This is a genomic window from Streptosporangium sp. NPDC004631, from assembly GCF_053601935.1.
The window spans coordinates 192,090-210,103 of the sequence record NZ_JBSGCR010000010.1 but is presented as its reverse complement, the minus strand read 5'-3'; the positions used below and the strand labels follow the sequence as shown (position 1 = coordinate 210,103).

16 protein-coding genes and 1 riboswitch are annotated in these 18,014 nt (G+C 69.3%); of the genes, 13 read left to right on the top strand and 3 right to left on the bottom strand.

The genetic code is table 11. The features are described 5' to 3' along the window. Positions 1-135 precede the first annotated feature (135 nt). The gene (locus ACWEF2_RS13555) at positions 136-735 is read right to left on the bottom strand and encodes a histidine phosphatase family protein (protein ID WP_453814946.1); all 600 of its coding nucleotides are present in this window, start codon (positions 733-735) and stop codon (positions 136-138) included. A 144-nt stretch (positions 736-879) separates the two neighbouring features. Here ACWEF2_RS13555 and ACWEF2_RS13550 point away from each other — a divergent pair, with 144 nt between their 5' ends. The 10 genes from ACWEF2_RS13550 to ACWEF2_RS13505 all read left to right on the top strand — a co-directional run bounded on the left by ACWEF2_RS13550 (position 880) and on the right by ACWEF2_RS13505 (position 12,182). Continuing rightward, complete coding sequence (locus ACWEF2_RS13550) at positions 880-1,734, top strand: Gfo/Idh/MocA family protein (protein WP_453814944.1); 855 nt, start codon at positions 880-882, stop codon at positions 1,732-1,734. A 139-nt stretch (positions 1,735-1,873) separates the two neighbouring features. Further along, positions 1,874-2,024, top strand: a riboswitch (cobalamin riboswitch). A 68-nt stretch (positions 2,025-2,092) separates the two neighbouring features. After that, positions 2,093-3,034 (top strand): ABC transporter substrate-binding protein, encoded by a 942-nt coding sequence (locus ACWEF2_RS13545; protein WP_453814942.1) that lies wholly within the window; start codon positions 2,093-2,095, stop codon positions 3,032-3,034. Positions 3,035-3,220: 186 nt separating this feature from the next. Then, on the top strand, positions 3,221-4,186 hold the full coding sequence (locus ACWEF2_RS13540) for a FecCD family ABC transporter permease (protein ID WP_453814963.1): 966 nt from the start codon (positions 3,221-3,223) through the stop codon (positions 4,184-4,186). Positions 4,187-4,265: 79 nt separating this feature from the next. Next, the gene (locus tag ACWEF2_RS13535; RefSeq protein ID WP_453814940.1) at positions 4,266-5,039 is read left to right on the top strand and encodes an ABC transporter ATP-binding protein; all 774 of its coding nucleotides are present in this window, start codon (positions 4,266-4,268) and stop codon (positions 5,037-5,039) included. Beyond that, positions 5,036-5,890, top strand: a complete 855-nt coding sequence (locus ACWEF2_RS13530) for an adenosylcobinamide amidohydrolase (protein WP_453814938.1) — start codon at positions 5,036-5,038, stop codon at positions 5,888-5,890. Before ACWEF2_RS13535 ends, ACWEF2_RS13530 begins: the two co-directional genes overlap by 4 nt. Before the next feature lie 62 nt (positions 5,891-5,952). Beyond that, entirely contained in the window at positions 5,953-6,537 is a 585-nt protein-coding gene (locus ACWEF2_RS13525) for a Uma2 family endonuclease (RefSeq protein WP_453814936.1), read from the top strand. Between the two features lie 488 nt (positions 6,538-7,025). Next, positions 7,026-8,627, top strand: a complete 1,602-nt coding sequence (locus ACWEF2_RS13520) for a hypothetical protein (protein ID WP_453814934.1) — start codon at positions 7,026-7,028, stop codon at positions 8,625-8,627. A 5-nt stretch (positions 8,628-8,632) separates the two neighbouring features. Next, a complete protein-coding gene (locus ACWEF2_RS13515; protein WP_453814933.1) occupies positions 8,633-10,189 on the top strand; it encodes a serine/threonine-protein kinase in 1,557 nt (518 codons plus the stop codon). A 145-nt stretch (positions 10,190-10,334) separates the two neighbouring features. Further along, on the top strand, positions 10,335-11,474 hold the full coding sequence (locus tag ACWEF2_RS13510; protein ID WP_453814931.1) for a sensor histidine kinase: 1,140 nt from the start codon (positions 10,335-10,337) through the stop codon (positions 11,472-11,474). A 45-nt stretch (positions 11,475-11,519) separates the two neighbouring features. Next, positions 11,520-12,182 carry a response regulator gene (locus ACWEF2_RS13505; protein ID WP_453814929.1) on the top strand — a complete coding sequence of 221 codons (663 nt, stop codon included), beginning with the start codon at positions 11,520-11,522 and terminating at the stop codon, positions 12,180-12,182. Here the strand turns inward: ACWEF2_RS13505 and ACWEF2_RS13500 are convergent. Beyond that, the gene (locus tag ACWEF2_RS13500; protein ID WP_453814927.1) at positions 12,122-12,826 is read right to left on the bottom strand and encodes a hypothetical protein; all 705 of its coding nucleotides are present in this window, start codon (positions 12,824-12,826) and stop codon (positions 12,122-12,124) included. The genes ACWEF2_RS13505 and ACWEF2_RS13500 overlap by 61 nt on opposite strands. A 627-nt stretch (positions 12,827-13,453) precedes the next feature. Here ACWEF2_RS13500 and ACWEF2_RS13495 point away from each other — a divergent pair. Beyond that, the gene (locus ACWEF2_RS13495; RefSeq protein ID WP_453814925.1) at positions 13,454-14,197 is read left to right on the top strand and encodes an NUDIX hydrolase; all 744 of its coding nucleotides are present in this window, start codon (positions 13,454-13,456) and stop codon (positions 14,195-14,197) included. A gap of 13 nt (positions 14,198-14,210) precedes the next feature. On the opposite strand, the gene ACWEF2_RS13490 is transcribed toward ACWEF2_RS13495, so the two are convergent. Then, complete coding sequence (locus ACWEF2_RS13490) at positions 14,211-14,786, bottom strand: hypothetical protein (protein ID WP_453814923.1); 576 nt, start codon at positions 14,784-14,786, stop codon at positions 14,211-14,213. Positions 14,787-14,973: 187 nt separating this feature from the next. On the opposite strand from ACWEF2_RS13490, the gene ACWEF2_RS13485 reads away from it, so the two are divergent. Next, positions 14,974-16,806 carry a 5'-methylthioadenosine/S-adenosylhomocysteine nucleosidase family protein gene (locus ACWEF2_RS13485; RefSeq protein ID WP_453814921.1) on the top strand — a complete coding sequence of 611 codons (1,833 nt, stop codon included), beginning with the start codon at positions 14,974-14,976 and terminating at the stop codon, positions 16,804-16,806. Positions 16,807-17,198: 392 nt separating this feature from the next. Next, on the top strand, positions 17,199-17,831 hold the full coding sequence (locus tag ACWEF2_RS13480; protein ID WP_453814920.1) for a hypothetical protein: 633 nt from the start codon (positions 17,199-17,201) through the stop codon (positions 17,829-17,831). Positions 17,832-18,014 lie beyond the last annotated feature (183 nt).

Genomic DNA, 18,014 nt, shown 5'->3' with positions numbered 1-18,014 from the left:
CTGACGTTCGGCGACGAAACGCTCCACATGGGGCTGACGCTGATGCTCGGTGTAGGCGACCTCGTCGCGGTAGAGCTCGTAGACGATGCGGGTCGGGCCGACGCACGGCAGCCGGCTCTCCGGCCCGGTGCGGCCTCAGACGGGAGCGTTCCAGCTCAGCACGACCGGTTCGGCGTGTTCGAAGCCGAGCCGCGAGTGGGTGCCGGTGTCCAGGCGGAAGAGGCGGCCGTCCTGGGCGGGCAGGCCGAGCCAGCGGGCACAGAGCACCCGCAGGAGGTGCCCGTGGGCGACCACGACCACGTCGCCGCCGACGGCGCGCGCCCGCCCTATCACCCGGTCGGCGCGTGCGCCGACCTCCGCCGCGCTCTCACCGGGGTGTCCGGCGTCGCCGGGCACGACCCCGTCACGCCACAGATACCAGCCGGGGCGCGCCTCGCGGATCGCCGAGGTGGTGACGCCCTCGTAGCCGCCGTAGTCCCACTCCCACAGGTCGGGGTCGATCTCATAGGCCGTGTGGCCGGCGAGCTCGGTAAGCCCGGCGAGTTCCGCCGTGCGGCGGGCCCGCAGCGCGGGACTGACCAGGATCAGGCCAAAGGGCCGGTCCTTGACCAGCGCCGCGAGCGCCCGCGCCTGCTCCTCGCCCCTGCCGGTCAGCGGCAGGTCGGTGCGCCCGGTGTGACGCCCGTTCCGGCTCCACTCGGTCTCGCCGTGCCGCAGCAGAATCATCTCGTCCATACGCCGCCCATCATGCCGGTACGGTCCGCGCCGACCGGCCGGCGCCCCGCGACCTTCCCTCCGGCCGGGGTGGGCAAACCCGGAAGCGGAGACATGTCGATCGATGTTCGTCGGCGCGTCAAGAGATCGTGAGAAGCTGAGGCGGTGACGATATCTGTGGGCTTGGTGGGCGCGGGGCCGTGGGCGGAGATGGTGCACGCGCCGATCCTGGCAGCCGGGCCCGACACGCGCCTGGTGGGTGTGTGGGCGCGGCGCCCCGAGGTCGCCGCCAGATTCGGTGTCCCCGTCTTCGAGCGGATCGAGGAGCTGTTCGACAACTGCGAGGCGGTCGCGTTCTCGGTGCCGCCCGCCGTACAGGCCGAGCTCGGCGTGCTCGCGGCCAAGGCGGGCAAGGCGCTGCTGCTGGAGAAGCCACTCGCGGCCGACCTGGACGGAGCCAGGCGGCTGGCCGAGGCGGTCGGCGAGGCCGGGGTGCCCTCCCAGATGGTTCTCACCTGGCGCTACTCGGAGGCCACCCGGGCGTTCCTGGCCAGGGTGTCGGCCGTCGAGCCGTTCGGCGGGCACGCGGCCAACGTCTCCGGCTCCATGCTCGGCGGTGACTTCGCCACCCCGTGGCGGCTGGAGCGCGGCGCGATCCTCGACGTCGGCCCGCACATGATCGACATGCTGGACGCCGCGCTCGGCCGGGTCACCTCGGTCCGCGCCCACGGCAACCCGAGGGGCTGGGTCGGCCTGCTGCTGGAGCACGAGACCGGCGCGGTCAGCGAGGCGTCGCTGTGCATGAGCGTGCCGGGTGAGACACCCCCCTCCCACGTGGAGGTCTACGGCCGGCTCGGCCGGGAGTCGATCAACAGCGACCGGCTCGGTCCCGACGTCTTCACCGTGATGCTCGCCGAGTTCGCCGAGACCGTGGAGCGCGGTGGCGGTCATCCGCTCGACGCCGCGCACGGCCTGCGCCTGCAGGAGATCATCGCCACCGCGGAGCGGCAACTCGGTTAGGGCCGCGGAGGGGAACGCACACCGGCCCGTGCGGGGAACGCCCACCGGCCCGTGCCCCGCTCATCGGCACCGGCCACACCTTCGCGCGAGGTTGGTCACTCGCCCCCGCGCAGAGGCGGGCCGGGAGAAATCCGGAGGCAAACCCTTGACGTCCGGCTGTTCTGCGGGATTGATAACGTTTGTCTGACGCGCAGCGTGTAGCGAAGTCCGGTGTGAGTCCGGCGCTGTCCCGCAACTGTCATGATCCTTTGGATCGAGCCAGGTCGCCTGCCGCCGCGCCGACGTCGTCAACCCTCGTGGAAAAGGGTGATCCGTCCCTTTCGCGGGTCCCCTGCTCCGGTGACTGAAAGGACCTCGCGTGAGGCCCGTACGTACCGTCTTCGCCGGCGCGCTCCTCGGCCTGCTGGCCCTGGCCGGGTGCGGTCAGAACTCCACCGCGTCCGTGAGCTCGGCCACCCCCGCCGCCACCGTCGCGCCGGGTTTCCCCGTCACGGTCCAGGCGGGCAACGGCCCGGTCGTGATCCCGAGCAGGCCCGAACGGATCGTCTCCCTGTCCCCCTCCGCCACCGAGAGCCTCTTCGCCGTGGGCGCGGGTCCCCAGGTCATCGCGGTGGACGACCAGTCCAACCATCCGGCCGAGGCCCCCAGGAGCGACCTGTCCGGCTTCCAGCCGAACGTGGAGGCGATCATCGCCAGGAAGCCCGACTTGATCGTGCTCTCCAACGACACCGACGGCGTCGTCGCCAAGCTGGGCAAGCTCAACGTCCCGGTGCTGCTGGAGCCCGCGGCCGGCAGGCTCGACGAGGCCTATGACCAGATCACCGACCTCGGAGCGGCCACCGGCAACAAGGCCAGGTCCACCGAGCTCGTCGCCGGGATGAAGAAGCAGATCGAGGAACTCGCTGCCGCCGCACCCAAGGGCAAGAACCTCACCTACTATCATGAGCTGGACAAAACCCCTTATTCGGCTACGTCTACCACTTTCATCGGCCAGATCTACGGGCTGTTCGGCCTGACCAACATCGCCGACAAGGCTCCCGAGGCGGCCGGCGGCTACCCCAAGCTCTCCGCCGAGTTCGTCGCCAAGGCCGACCCCGACCTCGTCTTCCTGGCCGACACCAAGTGCTGCGGCCAGTCCAGGGAGACCCTCGCCAAGCGCCCCGGCTGGTCCAGGCTTTCCGCGATCAAGAACGACCGGGTCGTCGCCCTTGACGACGACGTCGCCTCCCGCTGGGGTCCGCGCGTCGTGGACCTCGCCAAGCAGGTCGGCGACGCCGTCCAGAAGGCCACGAACAGCTAAGTGACCGACCTCCCCCGCGCCCCCGCCCCCTCCGCCGCCGCGGGCGGCACCTCGCCCGAGACGTCCCCGTCGAACCTCTCGGGCGACGGCTGGGAGCCGGGCGTCCCCCCCGGCGTCACGGTCCGGAGGGCGCCACGACTCCGCCTGCCGGCGGCGCTGGCGGCGTGCGGCGTCCTGCTGGCGAGCATGCTCGCAGGCCTGCTGATCGGCGCGGCGGACCTGGCGCCGCGGAAGGTCGCGCTGCAACTGCTCGACTGGCTGCCGTTCGTCTCGGTGGACTCGGGGCTGTTCCCGATCGAGCAGGGACTGCTCTGGGAGCTCCGGCTGCCCCGGGTCCTGCTCGCCGTGATCGTCGGAGGGCTGCTCGCCGCCGCCGGCGCGGCCTATCAGGGGGTGTTCCGCAACCCGCTGGCCGACCCCTACCTGCTGGGAGCCGCCGCCGGGGCCGGTCTCACGACCACGGCGGCGATCGTGCTCATGAAGGGCAACGACAACGCCCTGCTCATCCCGGTCGCCGCGTTCGCCGGGGCCATCGGCGGTGTGCTGCTCGCCTACGCGCTGGGCAACGTGGCCGGCCGGGGCGGCGGGACCGCCACGCTGGTCCTCGCGGGTGTGGCCGTGTCGTCCTTCCTCACCGCGATCCAGACCTTCCTGCAGCAGCTCAGGGTGGAGGAGCTTCAGCGGGTCTACGCGTGGATCCTCGGCGACGTCGGCGGTGACTGGAGTCACATCAGGCTGGTCATCCCCTACGCCCTGGTCTCGGTGGTGACCATGTTGCTGCACGGCAGACTGCTCGACGTCCTCTCCGTCGGCGACGACGAGGCGGCCAGCCTCGGCCTCAACGTCGTCCGGGTCAGGCTCGTCGTGCTGCTGGCCGCCTCCCTGGCCACCGCCTCGGCCGTCGCGGTCAGCGGACTGATCGGCTTCGTCGGCATCGTGGTCCCGCACGTGGTCCGCCGTCTGGCCGGAGGGTCGTACCGGACCGTGCTTCCGCTCTCGCTGCTCGGCGGTGCCGCCTTCCTGGTCCTGGCCGACCTGATCGCCCGGACCGTGCTCGCCCCCGCCGAACTGCCCATCGGCGTGGTCACCGCCTTCGTCGGCGCGCCGTTCTTCGTGGCCGTGCTGCGCATGACCAGGGGGGTGGAGACGTGAGCGGACGGTGCCGTCCGGTCCGGCCAGCCCGGCCACGCGACCTGCGGAACGCGGCCGGCCACGGGACCGGGGCGATCGCATGAGTCACGTCCGGGTGAAGGGCCTCTCCGTCGTCCTGGAGGCGCGGACCGTACTGTCCGGGGTTGAGTTCGAGGTGCGCGGCGGTGACTGGCTCGCCGTCATCGGCGCCAACGGCGCGGGCAAGTCCACGCTGCTCAAGGCGGTGGCCGGGGTGCTGCCGTACTCGGGCGAGGTGCTCGTCGACGGCCTGCCCGCCCGCCGGCTCAGATCCAGGGACCGGGCCCGGCTGATCGCCTACGCCCCGCAGGCCCCGGCGCTCCCGGTCGACATGACCGTCTTCGACTACGCCCTGCTGGGCCGCACGCCGTACATCGCCTATCTGGGCCGGGAGAGCCGGGGGGATCGGGAGGTGACCGGGTCGGTGCTGGAGCGGCTCGACCTGTCCTCGTTCGCCTCTCGCACGCTCGGCCGCCTGTCGGGTGGCGAGCGCCAGCGGGTCGTGCTCGCCAGGGCGCTGACGCAGCAGGCCCCGGTGCTCCTGCTCGACGAGCCCACCACGGCCCTGGACCTCGGACACCAGCAGCAGGTCCTGGAACTCGTCGACCGGCTCCGGCTGGCCGACGGGCTGACCGTGGTCACGACCCTGCACGATCTGAGTCTCGCCGGGCAGTACGCCGACTCGATGATGCTCATCGCGCGCGGTAGGGTGGCGGCCTCCGGCGCCCCGGCCGAGGTGCTGACCGAAGAACTGATCGGCCGGCATTTCGACGCCCGCGTCCGGGTCGCCGTCGGCGTGGGCGGCCGGCCCGAGGTCCACCTGGAGCGCCCTTGACCCCCGACCGTCACGACGAGGGTGTGGCCGAGCCCCACCCGGTACGGGCGATGAACCCGAGCCCCCATCCCGGACACCCGGGTTCACCGGGGAACCCGACCTCTCGTCCCGGGAACCCGAGCCCCCACGTGGAGGACTCGGTCCCCTACCGGGCCCCTCAGCGGGAGGGCGTGGTCGGGAGCGGTCCGGCGTGGACGCTCGGGCTGAGCCGTCGCCAGGAGGACGGGGCCCGGCTCGCCTCGCTGCTGTGGGAGTTCGGCCCCGGCTGGCGGGCCGTCTCCTCGGCGATGGTCGGCGGCGGCATCGGCCCCCTGCGATGGGTGCTCAACGCCCAGGTGATCGGCGGCTACTCGCGGATGGACCCGGTGAACCACCTGCTGGAGATGGCCCCGCGGGGACCCGGCGTCGGCATGCTGACCGCAGCCTCGGTGGACCGGTTCACCCGGGCGGAGGACGGGGGAGTGGAGGCGGTGGCCACCGTCGGCCTGCGCGTTCCCACCTGGGCCGCGGCCCCGGACGGCGTCCCCGATCCCGAGCTCGCGCCGATGTATCTCCCGGGGACGATCAACATCATCGTCGCCGTCCCGGTCGCGATGAGCGACGCCGCCCTGGTCAACGCCGTCATGACGGTCACCGAGGCCAAGACCCAGGCGCTGGCCGAGGAGGGTTTTCCCGGTACGGGCACCGCCTCGGACGCGGTCTGCGTGGCCGTACGCGACGCCGGCCCGCAGGAGCTGTTCGGCGGTCCCCGCTCGCTCTGGGGCGCCCGGGTGGCCCGAGCGGTCCACGACGCCGTACGGCAGGGCGCCCGGGACTGGTTCGATCGTGACAGGCTGGCTACTTTGGGTTAGGAAATTGCGGGAAGTAGCATGTGCACAGAGGCGAGATTCCCGATACTGAGTGGGTGACCGCGATGGCAACGACGGAGCCGACGGCCAGGCGGACTGTTCTTCCAGGAGAGCCGCCGTTCACCGTCAACGACCTGCTCAAGTTTCCCGACGACGGAAACCGCTACGAGCTCTTCAACGGGAGCCTGCTGGTGAGCCCCTCACCCACGCCTATGCATCAGTATGCAAGCCTGCGCCTTGTGCGGATCCTCGAAGACGCCGCACCACCGGAGTTTCAGCCGCTGCAGGAGGTCAACCTCGGGGTGGGTCCCCGTGACTTCTTCATCCCCGATCTCGTCGTGGTGCGGACGGAGACCGTCCCCGCGACGGAGCTGATGTTCGCGCCGGACGACATCCTGCTGGCGGTCGAGGTGGTCAGCCCGAGCACCCGGTCGAGGGACCGGCACATGAAGAAGGCCGCCTACGCGGCCGCGGGCATCCCTCTGTACTGGCGGGTCGAGCTGTCCGAGGGGCCCTCGCTGTACGTCCACGAGCTCGCGGGAGACGAGTACAAGCCGGCCGAGAAGCACGAGGCGGGCAGGACGGCCGGCCTGTTCGCGCCGTTCGAGGTCGGCTTCGACCCCGCCGTGCTTCTGCGTCCGCGCGTCTGATCGGGCGTCCTCCCGCGCGGTTCCTCCGCGTCCGCGCGCCTGATGGGATCTCCTCCCCGCCCGAGCGGGCCTTCCCACTCTCCGGCCCTTTTCCCCGCGCTCATGCCGTTGCCTCCGCCGACGCCCGCACCATGGACCCGCGGCGGCCTTTTCCCCGCGCTCATGCCGTCGCTCCCAGGCATCTCCCCCCGGCTCCCCCCGGCTCCCGCCGGCTCCCGCGGTGCTCACGCGCCCTCGCCTCCCGCCCTCCACGCGGCTCCGTGGTCGGCGAGTGCGAGCCGATTAAAGATCACGTGCCGAGGCCTGTCCGATATGGCGTTCTTTGTTCCGTAATGCGGGTGCTGTGGCTGCTGTGCCGGTGGGCTCATCCACCATGCTTGCTTGCGAAACGCGGGTTATTTCCTTATCAAGCGCTTGTCTATGCACCGTTCTATTGACTTCTGCACTACGGTTGCCAGGCTTGTCCTTATCCCCCATTGGGAGTGGCTATGCGGCGGTTCGGTGTTGCTCTGGCGTCCCTCGGTGGCCTCGTTCTGGTGGCCGCCGCGGCGATCCCTGCCCTGGCTCACGAACACCCCAGCGGGATCACCGACCTGGTGACCCCGGCGGTGGTCAGGATCGAGGCCAAGGCCCGCGTCGACATCACCCTGTTGGATCACATCGGCGAACTCGTCCACGTGGAACGTAGCTACCAGGTGCCGATCGGCACCGGCACCGGCACCGTGATCAACCCCGACGGGGCCATCGTCACCCTCACCGGAGTGGTCAAGACCGACCGGGACATCGCGGTGTACGCCGCCAACAAGATCTTTGCCGAGCACCACAAGGTCAAGATTCCCGAGGACTTCGAGCGGCACACGATCAAGGACGACCGGCTCAACCACCACCTGCAGGAGTGCTACCCGCCCAAGCAGCCCACGGCGACCTGCATCGTCGACGTCACCACCGAGATCCACGTCTTCCCCAACATCTCCCCGCCGGACAAGGAGGGGTTCAAGGCCGAGATCGTCCGCGCCGGGGACAGCCCCGACAGCCCCGCCGTGCTGACGCCCGTCGGGCGCGCCGACGGCGGCGCCGGGCTTCCTACGGCGCCGCTCGCCGCCTCGGTGCCCGACAAGGACGGTTCACCGGTGGCGGTCGCCGGGTTCGTCGCGCGGCCCGCGGTGAACCTGCCGGAGACCGTGGACATCGCCCATCTGCGTGCCGGAGGGGCCGGCGAGGGCGGCCGGCGGTTCAAGGACCCGCAGAACAAGGTCAACGAGCCGGAGAAGCTGGGGGCGCTGGTCGACAGGGGCCTGCTCGGCGGGCCGGTGATCGAGGACAAGAAGGGCGAGGTCGTCGGGCTGCTGATCGGCGGTGGCAAGGACGGCCGGATGATCGGGGTGCGGGAGATCACCAAGGCGCTGGCCGAGGCCAAGGTCGCGCCCAGGCGCGGCCCCATCGACGCGGCCTTCGAGCAGGCGCTGACCCGCTTCCACACCAAGTACTACGGCGACGCCGTCCCCGCCTTCCAGCGTGTCCTGGACCTCTACCCCGGACACACCGTGGCCGCGGCGCACCTGAAGACGGCCCAGCAGAAGCGCGGTACCGCCGAGGACGAGGGGGCCAGGAGGGCGGACGCCGCCGCGGGGGGCGGATCCACGCCTCCCCTGTGGCCGTTCATCGTCGGCGGTACCCTGCTGGTGCTGGTCGTGGCGGCCGTCGCCTTCCTGCTCTGGAGGCGCGACAGGTCCGACGAGGCCACAGGGGGGGATCCCGGGCCGGGCCGTCCCACCGAGCCGAGTCGTTCCGCCGGGACCGGTCCGCTTCCCCTGAGCCCGTCGTCTCCGCCTCGGCGGCCGTTTCCCGAGGAGGTGGCCGATTCCACGGTGGTGGTCAGCCGATCCTTCCCCGCGCTGCCCAAGGTGACGTCCACCTCGCCCGGCCTGCCGGTACTGGTCGCACGGGACCCCGGGGCCGAGCCGGGCGCGCGGGACACGGGAACCCGGCCGATGGACACCGCCGCCCAGAAGTACTGCACCGCGTGCGGGATGCGGCTGGGGCCCGCCCACCGCTTCTGCGGCTACTGCGGTCACCCGTCTGAGACGTGACGACCGTGAACGACAGATCCCTGATCGGCCAGGAGGTGGCCGGCTACCACATCGAGGACCTCATCGGCAAAGGTGGCATGGCCGTGGTCTACCTGGCGGTGGACCCCCGGCTCAACCGCCGGGTGGCGCTGAAGATCCTCAATCCACTGCTCGGCGAGGACGACCGGTTCCGCCAGCGCTTCGTCCTGGAGTCGCGGACGGTCGCGAGCATGGACCACCCCAACATCATCCCGATCTACGAGGCCGACTCCGCCGAGGATGGCACGCTCTACATCGCGATGCGCTACGTCGACGGCCCCGACCTGCGCCGCCTCTTCTTCGACCGGGGGCCGATGCCGATCAGCCAGGTCAACCGGATCTTCGCCCAGGTGGCCGCCGGGCTGGACACCGCCCACGCGCACGATCTCATCCACCGGGACGTCAAGCCCGCCAACATCCTGATCGCCGGCCACACCGAGGGCGACCACGCCTACCTCACCGACTTCGGCATCACCAAGCACCGCACCTCGATCTCCGGGCTGACCCAGACCGACCAGTTCATCGGGACCCCCCGCTACATGTCCCCCGAGCAGATCAACAAGGAGCACATCGACGGCCGCTGTGACCAGTACGGCCTGGCCTGTGTGGTCTACGAGGCGCTGGCCGGTCGGCTGCCGTTCCAGCGTGACAACGAGATCGCGCTGCTCTGGGCGCACCTGGCCGAGGCCCCCACTCCGCTCACCACGCTCCGGCCCGAGTTGCCCCTGGAGGTGGACGGCGTCATGGCGCGGGCACTGGCCAAGTCGCCCGAGCAGCGCTACGACACCTGCACGGAGTTCGTCGCCGAACTCCGTGACGCGATCAGCGGCCAGTCCTACCAGCTCACCTCAGGCCCCTCGACGGCGGAAAATCGGACGAAGGGCCGGGCCGAGCAGGGGGCGGGGAGAAAACGCGGGGAGAGGTCCGGCCGGGGCGGCCGGAACATCGTCATCGGCGCGGGGGTGGCGATCGCGACGGTCGTCGCGCTGGTGGCGGTGCTCGCCACGGTCCTGCGGGGCGGCGACGCGTGGACGCCCTACCCGGGTTCGGCCGCCGTGCCGATCGCGTTCGAGCACCCCGGCGGCTGGACCCTGCGCCCGCACGCCGACGTGTTCGTGATGGCCTCGCCGAGGGGGGAGGAGTTCGAAGCGCTGTTCGGCACGCCGGTCACCGCCGACTGGGCGGCCGTGAACGAGATCATCAAGGACTCCCCGGGGGAGGCCGTCGGGATCTACGCGCAGACCCTGGACACGCTCGCTCCCAACGGCGGGGTCCAGCAGCTTCAGGAGACCCTGCAGTCCTCGCTGCCCGGCACGGTCAACGTGTTCTCCGAGGCGGTGCAGGTGCGGGTGGGCGGGGCGTCCGCGGTACGGCTGGAGGGGTCGATCGCCGATCCGCAGCGTGGCGGCAAGCTCGACTTCACCGGGTGGGCGGTGGAGCGGCCGGACGAACCGGCTCTCATGATCTACTTCTGCGCGCCCGGCACCTGTGACAGCGCACTCGCCAACCGGTTCGTCCGAAGTGTGACCTTCCCGAGGTTCTGACTTGCGGACCACTTGCAAGCGGCTTGTCTGAAGGTTTTGTCCTATATGCAAGGAGGACACGAAGGCTTAGTCTCCCCGCATGGCGGTTCCCTTCCCCCCTGCCCGACACCTCCGCACGGTACTGTTCGTCCGGCATCTCCGTACGGTGCCGATAGCCGACCTCCTGATCGGTCTCGCGGTCATCGCCCTCGGCACGCTGGAGGCGTTCACCGTCGCCGTCGAGTACGGCGCGGCCGAGACACCCGAACTGTGGTGGATCGGCCAGGCGCTCGTCACCGGCGTGCTGATCTGGTTCCGGCGTAGGGCTCCGGTCGCGGTCTTCATCCTGATGATCCTCGCCCAGTACCTCTGGCACCGGCAGGGCTACGAGCACTGCCAGACCTGGCAGCTGGCCTCCCTGCTGATCGTCTTTCACACGGTCGGCGCCGAACTGACCGTCAGACGGAGCCTCGCCTGGGCGCTGACCGGTGTCCTGGTCTTCGACTCGGGCGCCGTCGACCACCGCTGGCTCCCCTTCGAGGAGGTCGTCTTCCTGACGGTCGTCTTCGGCGCCGCCTACCTCACCGGCCTGGCCGTGCACGCCTACGCCACCAGGGCCCGCCACCTGGCCGACCACGCCGCCCGTTTGGAACGCGACAGGGAGCGCCAGGCCGCCGAGGCCGTCGCCCAGGAGCGGATCCGCATCGCCCGCGAACTGCACGACGTGGTCGCCCACAGCGTCAGCATGATGGTCATGCAGGCCGGGGTGCTCCGCCGTACCGGCGACGGGAACGACGAGATGCTTCTCGGCATCGAACGGATGGGCCGTGAGGCGGTCGACGAGCTGCGCGTCATGCTCGGCGCGCTGCGCATGCCGCTCGACGAGGCCATCCCGCAACCCGGCCTGGACCTGCTGCCCGGCACGGTGAGCACACTCGTCTCCTCCGGCCTGCGGATCACGCTCGCCGTCGGGGGTGAGCCGGTACGGCTCGCGCCGGGCCTGGACCTGTCGGCCTACCGCATCGCGCAGGAGGCCCTCACCAACGCGGTCAAGCACGCGAGCGACTCCGAGATCCAGATCACCGTCTCCTACCGCGAGAACTCGGTGGAACTGGAGATCCTGGACGGCGGCGGTGGCGCCCCGTCCGAGCTGTCGACGGGCAACGGTCTCGTCGGCATGCGTGAACGCGCCGCGCTCTTCGGCGGCACGTTCGAGGCGGGCCCCCGTCCCGAGGGCGGCTTCCGGGTCCGCGCCTCCCTGCCGATCTCCCACCAGGAGGTGCTCGCCGATGAGCGGATCAGATAGGCCGACGACGAGGCAGGCCGGCGCACGGCCGGGCGAGGGGGAGAGATGAACGTCCGCATCGTGATCGCCGACGACCAGGCGATGGTCCGCGCCGGGCTGAAGCTCGTCGTGGAGAGCGAGCCGGGCATGGAGGTGGTGGGGGAGGCGGCCGACGGCATGGAGGCCGTCGCGGTGGCCCGCCGTACCCGTCCGGACATCGTGCTGATGGACATCTCCATGCCCCGCATGGACGGCCTCACCGCGGCCAGGCAGCTCCTCGACCGGCCGGACCCGCCGAAGATCGTCATGCTGACCACCTTCGACACCGACGAGAACCTCTACGCCGCGCTCCGCGCCGGAACCAGCGGATTCCTGCTCAAGGTCTCGCCGCCCGAGCAGCTCGTCGAGGCCATCCGCGTCGTCGTGGGCGGTGACGCCCTGCTCGACCCGGCCGTCACCACCCGGGTCATCGCCTCCTTCGCCGGTCGCCACGACCCCGCGCCGCCGCCGCAGCTCGCCCAGCTGACCCCGCGTGAGCTGGAGGTGCTGCGGTCCCTGGCCCGCGGCCTGACCAACGCCGAGATCGCGGGCGAGCTCTTCGTCGGCGAGGCCACGGTCAAGACCCATGTGGCGCGGGTGCTGATGAAGCTCCATCTGCGGGACCGGGCTCAGGCGGTGGTGTTCGCGTACGAGTCGGGGGTGGTGCGGCCCGGGGCGGCGGTCGGATAGTAGGAGATCCACTCCTCCCGGCTCATCCTGAGCATCGTGACGCCGAGCCGGCCCAGCGCGACCGCCGGGACGGCCCACGCCACGACCGTCGCCGGGCCGTACGGGATCACCAGGGAGGTCCCGTATCCGAGCGCCACGACGAGCGGCACCCACCAGTGCGCGAACCCGGCCCGCCAGACGCCGACCAGCAGGATGGGCAGCCCGAAGATGGCGAAGAAGAGCCAGGGCATCTGGAAGCCGAACACGATGCCGGGCAGGTTCAGCATCTCGTCGAGAATCCTGGCGCTCTCCTCGGGGCTGTGGTGCCGCCCCAGCCACCACTCCACCGGGTCGGTCAGCAGCATGCCCGACAGGTTGACGTAGCCGAGCACGGTGAGCGGGCCCACGATGTGCCCGAAGACCACCGCCCGGCGGCGCATCACGTGCAGCAGCCCGAGGGCCGCCAGGGCCATCAGCAGATAGGCCCAGTGGTACATGGCCGACTGGACCTGCGCCAGGGCCGGGTTGTCGCCGTAGCTGACCGCCTCCCGGTCGTCGCCCCAGGTGCCGGGGTCGAGGACGACGGCGATCGCCTGGAGGAGTGGGGCGACGATCAGCAATGTGCCGGAGGCCACCCGCCTGAAGTCGGCTGAGTCCTTGAACATGGGAGTTTCCTTGCTGTGCGGAACTGTCGCACAGGACGCTAGGCCGCCACCTCCCACCCGGTCGTCCGCCGCTGGACGGATCCGCGCTCCCTCTCACGGTGTAACTCCCACGGTGTGAACGGGCGAGGGGCGCGCCCGTGACGGCACGTCCTCGCGATCGGCGTGAGCGCGAGCCGGGTTCGTGGATGAGGTGGTGGCGATGTCGCTGGGACACAACTCAGGCAAGGGGATTCCGGTCCAGACGGCGCGGATCGCCTGGGCGAGCAACCCGCGGGGAACCCCGGCGATGTGGGTTCGGGACCGGGTCTACGTCATTGTCGCTACCACGGTCTGGCTAAGACCCATGTCCGGCATGTTCTCACCGCCGCAGGCGCCAACCTCATTCGGCTCAGTGAGTACCTGCCCCCGCGGCCACAGAGACCTATCAGTCACTTCCAGCGACTTTGTCAGAATCAGCCACCCACTACCTGACCCACCAAAGATCACCAACAGCATCCGAAATCAGTGCCGGAGCTCGAGGATCTTCGTGATTCTGGAGAAAGGTGGAAACAGGGGGATGTTATAATCGGCGTGGCCGTGATAGTGCCGTCGACTTGAGGTCAAGGCGACCTTAGATATCCTGTCGTTGTGATAAATCGGGCATTGAAGTATGACGGTACGACGTCCGCCGCGGTGACCGTGGACTTGGTGATCTTCACAGTTCGCGAGGCAAGCCTACGAGTCCTGTTGATCGAGCGGGGAAAACCCCCTTTCGATGGAGGACTCGCCCTTCCCGGGGGGTACGTACGGGTGGGTGAGGATCTTGATCAGGCCGCCCTGCGGGAGCTGGCCGAGGAGACCGGGGTCGACGGTCGCGCACTCTACCTCGAGCAGCTGCGCACGTTCGGCGCACCGGGGCGTGATCCGCGCTGCCGGACCTTCACCGTGGCCTACCTCGCGCTTGGCCCAGACCTGCCCACTCCGGTAGCGGGTACCGACGCCGTGGCCGCCCGCTGGGTGTCCGTCGAGAGTGCGCTCTCATCCGAGCTCGCCTTCGACCATCTTGAGATCCTCAAGGAGGCCCTCGATCGAGCCCGGGCCAAGCTGGAGTACACGACGGTGGCCACGGCGTTCTGCCGCGAGCCGTTCACCCTCGCCGACCTTCGCCACATCTACGAAGTGATCTGGGGGTTCCCGCTCGATCCCAGCAACTTCCGGCGCAAGGTGACCAGAGCCGCGGATTTCGTGGAGGCCATCGGGGAGTTCAGGACGCCGGAGATCGGCCGCCCTGCCGCGCTGTACCGGCGAGGGCGGGCCACGCTGCTGTTCCCGCCGATGCCGCGAGGGAGTGATACAGGCCACAGAGCCATCCCGTCGCCCATCACCGCCTGATGTCGCAGGTGGCTCAGATGTGGCCTCGGACGGCGTTTCGGGTGAAAATGACGGTCAGGAGTGCCACCCCGGCCGCTTCGAACACGATGAGCGTGGTCAACACTCCGGAGTGCGGCTCGCGGATCCAGGCGACGAGCAGGGCCGCGAAGGCCGTGACGCAGAAGAGCAGCAGGTCTGCCATGAGTTGCAGGATCTTGCGGAAGCGCCGCCGCCGGTCTGCTCGGTGACGTCGTTCCCAGCTGAACACCTCGGTCCGCAGGTCGCCGAGGCTGACGAGTTCGGGAGCAACATTTTCCCGTATGTGCCGTCCGATCGCGGTCACCCGGTCGTCGTTGATGAGATACGTCCAGCCGAGGATCATGCAGACCGGGGGGAGCAGGACGAGCACGGCTGGCGCTTGGGCCTGGATGACCGCCGCGATCACCAGGGCGAACGCGCCAAGCGTGGTGTAGGCGAGGTTATCGCGGGTGGAGATGCGGACCCGCTGCTCTTCCTTGAGTTGCTCGTACTCGATTATCAGCAGTTCGGACGCGACCATGCTGCGCGAGGGCCGGTCCGGACCCCCGTGTTTCCCGTGCGTGATGCGCATCCGGCGACTCCCCTAATTTAGGTCACCTCAACCATAAATATCGTTTCCTATTCAGGTCAAGGTGACCATTTGGTAGCCTTCTGGCATCGTGAGGAGTGATCAGATGACACCGGACCGGCCGCGGATCTCTTTCAGGACCGCATGGGAGGCTGCTGGGGCGGTCCGGCGCGCCGAAAGCGGGCGTGCGGTGGTCAACACCTTGCGCCCCAGAGGGATCTTTGGCCTGATCCGGGCTCGCGGGCCGTTGTCGGTGGTCATCTACACGGCGGCGCGGGACGGACGGTTAGTCTGGCGGAACACCGGCGCGTTCGCCGTACTGGAACCTCCGCACAACGCGCGTTTCTCCGGCCGGCCACGAGGTCTGCTGCATCTGGTCGACAGGCGTTGGGAGTTCCTCCTGTTCGCCGGTCCTCCGGCGGTGCTGCTGCTGTCGGCGCTCTCGGCGTTCGCGCTGCGGCAGTGGTGGCCGACGCTGCTGTGGGTCGCACTGGCGCTGCCCCTGCTGGCGCTGCTGCACGTCGCCGTGCTGGTGCCCGCGATGCTCGGGACCGTGGTCGTCAGGTGGATCCTGGGTCTGCCGATTCGCGGCCGCCCTGATTGGTGGACGGTGGAGGAGATGCGCTTCCTGTACTGGTCGATGCCGCTCTGCCACTGCGCGGACCCCGTCCGGGCGCCCGCTCTGCTGGGGCAGGTCACCCAGCAACTGCGCGACCTGGTGCGCGCCCAGGTCGCGCGCGCGGTCGAGGACCTGGGTGCGCGGACGAAGACCGTTGAGGTCAACGAATCGCTGCTCTGCCTCCTCTCTGGGACGACGACCGGCACGATGCGGGACGCGATCACCGCGGCGACGGCGGACTCCGCCGCCGGCCGGGAGGCCGGGGTGACGTTCCTGACCACCGGGTCGCGACCAAAGGCGCGCTCCCCAAAGGTGACCGATTCGGGCTCGGGCCTCGCGCTGTACATGCTGGGGGTCACGGCCGTGGTGGGGGCCGAGGCGCTCCAGGTGGCCGAATGGGAGCGGGATGCCTGCGCCGCTGACTGCGCGGGCAGGCCTGCGAGCTACGGCACCGCGTTGCGCTGGCTCGCGTGGCGCCTGGTGGCCGATACCCCTGCCGGCCTGGTCCCGGTCACGACCCAGGCATGGGTGCTCGGATGGCTCAACACGGTCATGGGATTCATGATTGTTCCGCTCCTGCTGGTCACCGTCTGGCGGGCGAGGACGGCGTACCGGGAACGAGTCGCCAGTTTCACACGAAGGATGGGTCCCGTGTTCGACACCTCGAACGTCTTGATCATGGTTGCCACTCCCGAGGAACACCAGGCGGTCCTCAAGGCCGTCACGGATGTCACCGGAGCCACCCCCGAGCGTCTCAACCTGGACCATCACACGGCGTTCGCGCTGGGCGTGGTGAGCCGTGCCCGGGTGCTGTTGGCGCAGACGCGCCCCGGCTCCACCGACCCCGGTGGCGCCACGCTGACCGCCCAGTCGCTGATCGACCAACTCGATCCCGACTATCTGCTGCTCACCGGAATCAGCTTCGGCCTGCGCAAGGGGGAGCAGGCGTTGGGCGACATCCTGGTCTGCACCCAGCTGCGGGTCATGGATCACAAGAAGATCATCGAGCCTGTGCCTGGAACGCCGGTCGAGATCATGAGAGGCAATCGGGTCTCGCCGTCCGTGACGCTGCTCGACCGGTGCCAGAACGCGCGCTTGGCGCAGGACGGCCCCAAAGTCCATTTCGGGCCGCTCCTGTCCGGGAATGTGCTGCTCAACTCCTCGACCGCGCGCAAACGTATGATCGAGGCCGAGCCCGATGCGATCGGCGGTGAGATGGAAGGGTTGGGCGTCTACGCGGCGGCGGCGAAGGGCAAGGTCGACTGGATCGTGGTGAAGGCCATCTGCGACTGGGGGATGGGCAAGACCGACCGCTGGCATCCGGTCGCGGCGCGCAATGCGGCGGAGTTCGTCCTTGACGTGATCAGCAACGGCGGCCTGGACAGGCCGCCCAGGCGGCTCTGATCGGATCATCTCCAAAAGTCACCTTGACTCTAAGTATCATCGACGATATGGTCATCATGACTTAAAGGTGGCGAGGGGTCCGCATCTCGGTCACCGGGCCAGTCCACAGAATGCCGGTTCTTACCTTTTGCGTTGCGAGGCGCGTATATATCCGAAAATAGACTTGCCTCTCAATAAATGTCGCTCTTGGCGGTGGCTGGCATCATATTTCCATTCTTCGTGGTACCTTCCAACGAAGGAGGTCGGTGATGTTTGATAATCGCCCACAACTCCCGGGGAATTCTCCGGGGCGGCTGCCCGGCGGGACCGGTGGGGATCCGCCGGGCAGATCGTACCGATTAGCCGGAAGCGTCATAGCTGGGATACTTCTTCTGACGGTCGTCGGGGCTGGTGTGGTCTGGTATCTGAACGGCGGCATGCACCGCGAGTCGCTGGAAGATGCCGTCCTGGCCGGGGCGCGGCAGACGCGGGGGGCCGTCTGTCTGGACGTGGCTGGAGACTTCTCCAGCTCCATGAGTGACAACGCGACCACCAGAGGCGAGGCGCTCGCTCTGCTGAAGCCCTTCATGAGCAGGCAGATGGAGCCAGGTGACCTGCTGTCCGCCGTCGCCTTCGCGAGCACGGCCTCGATGACTCTCGCCTCGACGAAGGCCGCGGACCTGAGCGGGGTTTCCGAATCGGTCGGAGACCAGGTGCAGGGCCAATACACGTACTTCGCCCCCGCCATCAGGGCGCTCGACCGCGGCCACACCAAGGAGGGCACGAAGTGTGTCCGGCGCGTGCTCGTCGCGATCACCGACGGTGAGTTCGCGGACGAGGTGAACCGGCTCGTGCCGCTCATCCAGCGATTCGACCGGGTCTACCTGGCTGTTCCCGGTGAAGCGTCCGATTATCGGCCGCCGCTCTTCGCCAGCAGCAGGCTGGGCGCCGTCGTCACCCAGGGGTTCGGCGGTGCCGAGGACCTCAGTCTCCTGTACGGCAGGGCGCTCGCGGCTGCCACCGGCCAGCAACTTGTCCGCCGTTAACCCAAAGCAATGATCCTATTTAGCGAATAGTGTCCTTTGGTTCATTTTCGCCTAATTCTACCCATATTTGCGAACTATGGAACAACAACTCCCTTCACTCAATCTGGAACTCCAAATGTCGAATTCTCCCCCCAGTAACGACGCGCTGCCGGAATCTTCTCCGACAACGCCCCTGACAGACCT

Excerpts from the sequence above, each read along its gene's own strand:
- ACWEF2_RS13535 (WP_453814940.1), top strand. The coding sequence starts at position 4,266 with ATGAGTCACGTCCGGGTGAAGGGCCTCTCCGTCGTCCTGGAGGCGCGG.
- ACWEF2_RS13540 (WP_453814963.1), top strand. The coding sequence starts at position 3,221 with ATGCTCGCAGGCCTGCTGATCGGCGCGGCGGACCTGGCGCCGCGGAAG.
- ACWEF2_RS13520 (WP_453814934.1), top strand. The coding sequence starts at position 7,026 with ATGCGGCGGTTCGGTGTTGCTCTGGCGTCCCTCGGTGGCCTCGTTCTG.
- ACWEF2_RS13505 (WP_453814929.1), top strand. The coding sequence starts at position 11,520 with ATGAACGTCCGCATCGTGATCGCCGACGACCAGGCGATGGTCCGCGCC.
- ACWEF2_RS13525 (WP_453814936.1), top strand. The coding sequence starts at position 5,953 with ATGGCAACGACGGAGCCGACGGCCAGGCGGACTGTTCTTCCAGGAGAG.
- ACWEF2_RS13500 (WP_453814927.1), bottom strand. The coding sequence starts at position 12,826 with ATGTTCAAGGACTCAGCCGACTTCAGGCGGGTGGCCTCCGGCACATTG.
- ACWEF2_RS13555 (WP_453814946.1), bottom strand. The coding sequence starts at position 735 with ATGGACGAGATGATTCTGCTGCGGCACGGCGAGACCGAGTGGAGCCGG.
- ACWEF2_RS13490 (WP_453814923.1), bottom strand. The coding sequence starts at position 14,786 with ATGCGCATCACGCACGGGAAACACGGGGGTCCGGACCGGCCCTCGCGC.